This is a genomic window from Tenacibaculum sp. ZH5_bin.1 (assembly GCF_042865525.1).
Taxonomy (GTDB): Bacteria; Bacteroidota; Bacteroidia; order Flavobacteriales; family Flavobacteriaceae; genus Polaribacter; species Polaribacter mesophilus.
Window position 1 is genome coordinate 24,698 of record NZ_JBEGIO010000009.1, and the last position, 9,725, is coordinate 34,422.

Sequence of the window (9,725 nt, forward strand, 5' to 3'; positions counted from 1 at the left end):
TTGAAACCATTTGACCCTCTTTAAAAAGCATCTTGAAATAGATTCGTCTCAGAATCAAAACCTAAATTATCAAATGAAAAAACACTATTTATTTATATTGTTATTATGTTTCGGGGTAGTCTCCGGAACGGTAGCACAAACTATTTTAAAAGGTACCGTTGTGTCTAAAACAGACGGAGAACCCATTCCCGGAGCAACTGTTCTTATTAAAGAGCAAAGTAAGAATGGAGCAGCTACCGATTTTGATGGTAAGTTTACGCTAAGTGTAAATAAAGATCAAGGAACCTTAGTAGTTTCTTTTATAGGGTTTCAAACACTAGAACTTCCTTTCTCGGGAAGCCAAGAGTTTTCAATAGCACTTAATGAAGAGTCGAGCGTTTTAGATGAGGTAGTACTAATTGGTTATGGTAGTGCAAAAAAAGGAGATCTTACTTCAGCCATTTCAACAGTAGAAAACATAGAATCTATGTCTAGTAGGCCAGTATCTACGTTAAATGATTTTTTACAAGGAAGTGTATCTGGTGTAACTGTTTTACAACAAGGAGGAGATCCATCTGAAGACGGTAAAGTAGTAATTAGGGGGTACGGTTCTTTTGCGAATGAAGAACCTCTTACAGTTGTAGATGGTGTACCGTATTACGGGCCAGCAATTAACCCTAACGACATCGCATCGGTATTTATTTTAAAAGATGCTGCTGCTGCTGCAATATACGGAGCACAAGCAGCTTCTGGTGTTATTGTAATTGAAACAAAAAAAGGGAAAAAAGGAAAACCAAGAATTAGTTTTGACTTTTATAGCGGTGTGCAATCAGCAGCTAAATTACCTACGCCTTTAAATGCAAAGCAACAAGCAGATGTATACAATATGGCGGCAGATAATGCAGGTGCTCCAAGACAGTCTGCTCACGATGCAGAACAAAACCCATGGGGTCAAGTAACACGTACTAACTGGATGGATGCTATTTTTAGATCAGGAGCTATGTACAATACCAATATGAATATAAGTGGTGCTACTGATAAGATGAATTATATGACCTCTTTTGGTTATCATAAAAAAGAAGGATTATTACTAAATACCTATTCAGAACGTTTTTCTTTTAGAGTAAAAACAGACATACACCTTACAGATAATATTACTATAGGTGAAAATGTGTATTATTCAAGAAGTGAAGCAGTAGGTACAAACTCAACAAGTTCTTACTCAGGTAGTATTGTAAATGCATTATACATGCCGTCATCAGCACCAATACGTGATGCAAACGGAAATTTTAGTGGAGTAGTACCAGAAAATTTATCAAATTATGCAGGAGCTTACGGAGACGTATATAATCCTGTAGCCTTGTTGTTACGTCCAGATATTAGTAATCCTGTTAATTACTTAAACGCTAACGTATACCTTAACTACGACATTACGGACGGATTAAAGTTTAAAACGAGTTATAGCTATAGTACTACGGATACGAAATATAAAAAGTTTTCTCCAAAAATTCCTGAGTTAGGAAGAACGAATTTAAACAATTATTTATATCAGAGTTACTCAGATACTAAGCGTTGGGTATGGGATAATCAATTAAGCTATAAAAAGAGTTTTGGAAATCATAATTTAGATCTTACCGCTGTTTACTCGTCACAGTTTACCGATTACGAATACTATTTCCAGCAAGGAGAAGGATTTAGTAGTGAAGAACCTTTCAATCAATTCATGTCTAATGCATCAGTAATTAGAACTCCAGAGACAGATGTGTACGAGGATGCTTTAACTTCTGCAATAGGAAGGGTGCTATATAACTATAAAGGTAAGTATTTCTTATCAGGAAGTATTCGTAGAGATGAAACCTCACGTTTAGCTAAAGAAAATCAGGCAGACTATTTTCCATCAGCTTCAGCAGCATGGAAAATATCAGGAGAAGATTTCTTTAATATTGAAGCTATTAATAATTTAAAAGTAAGAGCATCTTGGGGACAAATAGGAAATATAAACTCTGTAGGGTATTACTCTTTTGATGTTCCTTTAAACACCACAAATGTTATTTTAGGAGCAGATGGTTCTTTAGACGATAAAGGTACGTACGTAGGAAGACAATCAAACCCTAACCTTAAATGGGAAATTTCAGAATCTTTAGACTTTGGAATTGATATGAATTTATTCAACAATCGACTTTCTATTGTTGCTGATTATTTTGAGAAAACCACAAAAGGAATGATTATTCCTGGACTAGAAGATATTCACCAAGGAACGTCGGCTGCTGATGTAAATGGAGGAGAAGTTAAAAACACAGGATATGAATTTGCAGTTTCGTATAAAGATTATGTAGGAGACTTAAATTATAGTATTAGTGCAAACGCTAGTTTTCTTGATAATGAATTAAAGAACCTTAATGGGTATAACAGTAGTGGAATTGATTATATAGCGCACTCAGATAATGTTAGAAGCACATTATACCCATACAGATCTGTAGTAGGAAAAGAATTATACTCAACTTACTTAGTGCCTTACTTAGGAATTTTCCAATCACAAGAAGAAATCAATGCACATAGTAAAGATGGGCAATTAATACAGCCCAACGCAGTACCGGGAGATTTTAAGTTTCAAGACACTAACAACGATGGTAAAATAGATAATAACGACCGTGTTTTTATGGATAGTTATTTACCAGAAGTAACATATAACTTAGGATTAAATTTAGATTATAAAGGATTTGATTTAAATATGAACTTCCAAGGAGTAGGAGGTGTTAAAGTATTTAATGCATATAAGTTTACAGCTTTCAATGCTTCTCAACAAGGATATAATTTAGATAATGGTGTATTAAACGCTTGGACTCCTGAAAATACAAACACAAATATTCCAAGATTATCAACACAAGATAATAATCAAACTTATGGAACTACATCTAGTTGGTATTTAGAAGACGCTTCTTACTTACGACTTAAAAACGTAACTCTTGGGTATACTGTACCAACAAGTAAAATGAGTTCTGTATTAAGTCAATCATCATTAAGAGTTTATGTTTCAGGAGAAAATTTATTTACAATCACAAATTATAGTGGAATGGATCCTGAAGTAGGAGGTAAAGGATTAGATGTAGGTAGATATCCTTCAGCAAGAACTATCTCTGCAGGAATATCATTGTCATTATAAAAAATAAAAACAAGAAGATGAAAAATACATATATAAAACTAATTGCATACATCGTAAGTATTCAAGTAGGATTTGTTTCCTGTTCAGATGACTTTACAAATCTAGATCCATTAGGAAGTACTTCATATGAAAACTTTTGGAAAACAGAACAAGATGCTTTGGAAGCAGTAAACAGTTTATATTATTATATGAAAGATGATGATATGTTTGGAAGAGGATTCTTTTGGTACATTAATGCATCAGATGATATGGTAACAGGGCGACTAAATGCTACAGCAGATAATGTGAAAAATTTTAATATAACTGGAGATGAAGGTTATACCTCTTGGATGTATCCTCAAAGCTATAAAATAATAAGAAGAGCGAACGATGTTATTTTAAATGTTCCGCAAATGAATATTAGTCAGTCAACTAAAAATCGTTTGTTAGGCGAAGCTTACTTTATGAGAGGGTTTCATTATTTCTGGTTAGCACATACCTATGGAGATAATGATAAAAATGGAGGTATCCCTATTGTTACCGAAGATAATATGAACAATGAAGCAGGAAGTTATAAACGACCACAAAGCGTCATAGAAAATTATGAATTTATTGTTAAAGACTTAAAAAGAGCAGCAGATTTATTACCTCTTTTTACTGAAATGGGAGAAGGTGATTACGGACGCGCACATAAAGATGCAGCCTTAGCATATATTGCAAAAACCTATTTGTATTGGGCACAATACGACAGTTCTAAATATGCTAATGTGGTAACTTATTGTGATGCAGTAACAAATTCAGGGTCAGGTAGAGCACTTATTGATACAGATAATCCAAAAAAAGATTTCAGGTTGTTACACAGTCATCTTAATAACTGGACGAGTGAATATATTTGGTCTGCTAATTCAGGTGTTGAAGGCGGAAGTATTTTACCAGGTGTAATGTTAGAAAATAAAGGCTGGGGGCAATATAACGGTTGGGGATATTATACACCAACAGAAAGCCTGTATAACGAATTTGAACCTAACGATGCAAGAAGAGAAGTAACCATCTTAAAATTTGGAGACGAGTTTGAATTTTTTGGAGAAACAAAAAGATACCAATCAGAAAACTCACTATCAGGGTTTCAGTTCAACAAATACATGTATGAGTATACATTTGAAAACCCAGTAGGAACGTATATAAATTCCAACGGTAACTCACCAACAACACTATATAATACTCCAATACTGCGTTATGCAGAAATATTGTTAATGAAGTCGGAAGCATTAATACAACAAGGAGGAAACGGAGATGCTGATTTAAACAGCGTAAGAGAAAGAGCAGGATTAGCTCCAGTTACCAATGCTACATTAGAAGATATAAAGCACGAAAGACGAGTTGAGTTTGCTGGTGAGTTTGCTAACAGACACTACGATTTAGTACGTTGGGGAGATGCTGCTGAAGTATATAGTAAACCTTTATATGGTAGAATTCATACAGATAGATCAAACCCAGATTCAGACTATACTGTTGAACAAGTGTGGCAAGCAAGAAATTTTGACCCTAGTTATATGCATGTATGGCCAATTCCTAATGAAGCAATTATCTCTTCAGGAATCAAGCAAAACATAGGATGGTAATTTTAGTCATTTTTTTAGTTTAATTTAAGTTTAACAAAAAGATGTCGTTGAGGCGGCATCTTTTTTATAAATGCATAAAATGAAATTTATTCAAAAGATATTTTTATACCTAATACTAGGGGTAGGAGCTATACAAGCACAAACCTCAAACCCTACTTATAAAGTACATTCTCACAACGATTATAAACAATCTGTTCCTTTTTGGAAAGCCTATGCAGCGGGAGTTCATTCTTTAGAAATAGATGTAATATTCAAAGATAATACCCTATTTGTAGCACACGAAACAGCTGAGATTATCAGCAAACACACTATAGAGTCGCTTTATTTAGATCCTTTAAGAACTGCTTTAAAGAATGATCTTCAACTTACACACAAAATACAGTTGTTAATAGATGTAAAATCAGAAACTTACAGTACGTTAAATCATTTAGTAAAAATATTAAAGAAGTATCCTGATTTAACTAAAAATGAAAATATACAGTTTGTTATTTCAGGTGGAAAACCACAGGTCAAAGATTATGTAGACTATCCGGATTATATACAATTCGACCATCAAAAATTAACTAAGATTTTAAACCAAGAAGCTTGGAATAAGGTTGGGTTAATTAGTGTTGATTATAAAAACTATTCTGTATGGAACGGAAAAGGAAGAATGGTTGCAGATGATCTTAAAAGAGTAAAAAAAGTAATTGAAACAGCACACAATTTAAACAAGCCTTTTCGTTTTTGGGGAGCACCAGATTCAGAGTCAGCTTGGAAAGTTTTTACAGATTTAAAAGTTGATTTTATAAATACCGATCAACCTTTTGAAGCTACTAAATACCTAAAAAGCTTATCAAAAAGAGTGAGCTTCAATAAAGAAAAATCAGAAGTTTACAAACCTACATTCGCCTACGATCAAAAAAACAAAAAAGTAGAAAATATCATCTTATTAATTGGTGATGGAAATGGAGTATCTCAAATTTCAGCAGCAGCTTTAGCAAATGGTGGAGATTTAACATTAACTCAATTAAGAAGTGTTGGGTTTTTAAAAACACAATCTTCAGACGATTTTACAACAGATTCTGCTGCAGGAGGTACAGCTATAGCAACAGGAACCAAAACATACAATAGAGCAATTGGTGTAGGACCAGATGGCAAACCAGTAAAAAACATCAGTGAGTTATTAGTAGAACACAATTATAATATTGGCTTAATTACTACTGATGAAATTACAGGAGCAACACCTTCGGCTTTTTATGCACATCAAAAAGATAGATCGCATATGCAACAAATAGCTACAGATCTTGAAAAAAGTGAGATTTCATTGTTTATAGGTGGTGGAGAAAAACACTTCTTAAATAAACAAACGATGCCCTTCAGTATTAAAAATACTATTGAAGAAATTGCTAACGATGAAGAAAAAGTAGGAGTTTTTACAGCAGAAGGAGGCATGCCAGGAATCAAGCAAGGAAGAGGTAATTTTTTAGCAAAAGCAACTCAACGTAGTTTGTCTTTTTTAAAGTCGAAAAAAGAACCATTTTTATTAATGGTAGAAGGAGCTCAAATAGATAGTTATGGACATTTTAACGATACCCATGGAATTATAGCAGAAGGAATTGATTTTGATAAGGCGGTAACTGAAGCGATAAAATTTGCAGATGCTAATAAAAATACCTTAGTAATTGTTACAGCAGATCATGAAACTTCAGGGTTTTCTATTCCACAAGGAAATGTAGAAAACCATATGATTGAAGGAGACTTTACAACTCACGATCATACAGGAGCAATGGTGCCTTTGTTTGCATACGGTCCACAATCAGATAAATTACAAGGGGTTTATGAAAATAGCGATCTTTTAGGGAAGGTTCTAGAAATCTTAAAGGTAAAAACTAATGAATAGATCAAGATTTTTTTTCGGTTTATTAGTGTTTATGGTGCAAGTAGCTTTAGGGCAATCGCCTAAAATTTCAGGAAGAGTTTATCATGATAAGAATCAAAATGGAATTTATGACAAAGGAGATAAAGTCCTTAAAGGGATACTTGTAAGCAATGGAAAAGATGTTGTAGTAACAAATACTAAAGGGATTTATAAAATAAAGACTTTAGAGAATAATCCACTATTTATTATCAAACCAAAGGGGTACGTTTCACCACGTACCCCACAAAATAATTTGAAGTTTTACTATCTATTTCAAGAGTTAACCAATAAAAAATCATTTGATTTTCCGTTATATATTAATAAGGAAAAAGACAAGGTGAAAATAGCGTTGTTAGGAGATCCTCAATCAGATGTAATTGATGATATTCATCATGTTAATAAGTTAGTAACAGAAGAATTAGTAAAAAACAAACCAGACTTAATAATTCCATTAGGAGATCTTTCGTTTGATAATCTTAACATATTTAAACCTCTATCAGAATCATTAGGGTTGGTTGGAGTACCTGTGTTTTATGTAATAGGGAATCACGATTTAAACTTTGGAGAACAAGAACTTTCTAATAGAGACAAAACTTACGAAGCTTCGTTTGGACCTTCGTACTATGCTTTTGAATACGGAAACAACCTGTTTTTGGTGCTCAACAACAATTTCCCAATAAATAATCGTGAGTATATAGGTAAGTTTGATGAAGATCAATTAACATTTGTGTCTCACATTATTAAGAAGTTTGCAACCAAGTATAACTCGATAAAAGTTTTTACGCATATCCCTTTGGAGTATACAAGTAATAAGGAAGAATTCATATCATTAATGAATCCTTTTGACAAAGTATTGATTGCTGCGGGGCATACACATACACAATACCATAGCTACTTTCAAAGAAATCAGAAACCAGCAGTTCATCAGTTAGTAGGAGGAGCGGTTTGTGGTGCTTGGTGGCAAGGAGCGCACGATATTCATGGAGTCCCATTTGCGATGATGTATGATGGTACCCCAAAAGGATATTGGTTCTTAGAAACAGAAGATAAAGATTATCATCTTAGTTATAAGGTTTCAGGAGCACCTATAGAAAAGCAAATGCATATTTGGGTTCCAGAGAACAAAGAATGGGATACAGAAATGAACATTTTAAATGAACCTTATGTATATGCGAATGTGTTTGCAGGAGGAGAATCTACAAAAGTTGAGGTTTCTTTTGATGGTACAACATGGCAATCTATGGAGTATTATCAAGGAGTAGCACCAGAGTTAAAAAGATTTTATTTACTTCAAGAATTAGGAAGGTATAAAGGACAAAAACTATCTAAAATGCTCAAACCAACTACAAAAAGTAAACACCTATGGAGGCTTAAAATATCTGAAAACCTTTCAAAAGGAATGCATTTAATAAGAGTTAGAGTGAAAGACGACTTATTAAAATTACAAGCAGAAGACGTAAGAGTTTTTTACAAGCAATAACAAAAGGAGGGGAGTTTCTTGATAACGGTCATTTCGAAGGAGGTTACGACTGAGAAATCTTTTTCTTGGTTTCAGTCACCTCGAAGATAGCTTACGAAGTAAGTTAAGAGGTCTTAAAGTTATGAGATTACGTCACTTTCCGCTTTAATTGTGCTCAGTGTTTGTTCGTAATAACGTTTTAAATGTCAGTTCGAGTGATTTTGTGTAACCAAGTGAAACAAAATAGTATCGAGAACCTTGTTACTACCAAATACTTCTCGATACAAAATTCCTTTTTATTATGTTTTATGAATTTCACTCGAAGTGACAGTTAGATGTAATTTTTGGCTTGCTTCCTGAGGACGTTTTATTATCGTCATTGCGAGGAGGTATGACGAAGCAATCTTTTTTTTGTTTCCCGTCATTTCGAGCGATAGCGAGAAATCTTAAAGTTATGAGTAACTCCTAATTCATGAGATTACATCACTTTCCACTTCGATCATAGTTTATCTTGAGCGATAGTCGAAAGACTCAGTGTCCGTTCGTAATGACGTTTTATTATTGTCATTGTAAAGTAAAGAAGGCTTATGAGTAAAAACCGACCTATTTTTATTTTGCTAGAATTCAAGGTTATGGAGTATAAGAGAATCCAAAGAGTTTACGGTCTGGATTCGAATACGGAATACAACGTAGAATTCAAAAAAGGAAAAATAAGTCTTGATTTTTTGTTTCGTTTTGTATCAAGACAAAATGAAAGTATATGTTTGTGAGTGACTACCATTCAATAGATTACGTCACTTTTCACTTCGACTTCGCTTAGTGTCCGTTCGAAATGACCGTTTTTGATTTATTGGATTAGGTTACTATCCAATTTGACTTTAGTGTGTGTAAGTAACTTTATTAAGAATACCCGTAAGTACGTCTTTTTTCTAACCAGGAACTCACACTACCAAGTTCACGAGCTTGATAAAAATTATTCTCTCGTAGAATACAGTCGTTAGAAGCATTAGTGTCTATTTTAATAAATCGGTATAAAACCAATTTAATAATAGATTCTCTTACTGACTCGTAGGTAGCTCCGTTATTTTTGTTAGTGTTAATTACTTCTTGAATAAAATTATCTATTCTATTAAATTTAGTATCAGTTAATAAGGCTTTAAAAACTACTTCTTCCATAATTCATGATTTTATATATGCAAAATTACTTGTTGGAATAATGATTTAAAAGGTGATATATGCAGAAAAAAATGTGGATTTCCGAAGTGGTTGGTGTTTATTGATTTCGATTATTTAGAAAAGAGGTATGACTAAGTAATCTTTTTCGGTAACTGTCACCTCGAAGAGATATGAGTGGTCTTAATGTTATAAGTAACTCTCATGCTGTTTGATTAAGAATTGTTGCTCCCTCTAAATTTGAAATACTTTTTATCATAACATTAGTTAAATTTACCTAAAAACAAAGGATGTCACTTCAATCCCTAACGCGAATAATTACATTATATATGGTAGTATAAAAAGGGAAACTTCTCCATATAGAAGTATTAAAATAGTAATAAGTATAATAAACAAAGGAAGGAGAGAAGTATAGGATAAAAAACTTTCGGGTGTAACTAATTATCTTAT

Annotated in this window: 5 protein-coding genes; 4 read left to right on the top strand and 1 reads right to left on the bottom strand. The window is 33.2% G+C overall.

What is annotated here, in order from left to right; genetic code table 11:
* Window positions 1-73: 73 nt before the first annotated feature.
* The 4 genes from ABHQ57_RS15415 (at window position 74) to ABHQ57_RS15430 (ending at window position 8,123) form a co-directional block, all read left to right on the top strand.
* Window positions 74-3,142 (top strand): TonB-dependent receptor, encoded by a 3,069-nt coding sequence (locus ABHQ57_RS15415; RefSeq protein WP_167714163.1) that lies wholly within the window; start codon window positions 74-76, stop codon window positions 3,140-3,142.
* 17 nt (window positions 3,143-3,159) lie between these two features.
* Complete coding sequence (locus tag ABHQ57_RS15420) at window positions 3,160-4,743, top strand: RagB/SusD family nutrient uptake outer membrane protein (protein WP_167714162.1); 1,584 nt, start codon at window positions 3,160-3,162, stop codon at window positions 4,741-4,743.
* 79 nt (window positions 4,744-4,822) lie between these two features.
* Complete coding sequence (locus ABHQ57_RS15425) at window positions 4,823-6,625, top strand: alkaline phosphatase (RefSeq protein ID WP_167714161.1); 1,803 nt, start codon at window positions 4,823-4,825, stop codon at window positions 6,623-6,625.
* Window positions 6,618-8,123 carry a calcineurin-like phosphoesterase family protein gene (locus ABHQ57_RS15430; protein WP_167714160.1) on the top strand — a complete coding sequence of 502 codons (1,506 nt, stop codon included), beginning with the start codon at window positions 6,618-6,620 and terminating at the stop codon, window positions 8,121-8,123. The genes ABHQ57_RS15425 and ABHQ57_RS15430 overlap by 8 nt, the downstream gene beginning before the upstream one ends.
* Before the next feature lie 879 nt (window positions 8,124-9,002).
* Here ABHQ57_RS15430 and ABHQ57_RS15435 read toward each other — a convergent pair.
* Window positions 9,003-9,278, bottom strand: coding sequence for a hypothetical protein (locus tag ABHQ57_RS15435; protein ID WP_073184883.1), 276 nt, complete (start codon window positions 9,276-9,278; stop codon window positions 9,003-9,005).
* Window positions 9,279-9,725: the final 447 nt, after the last annotated feature.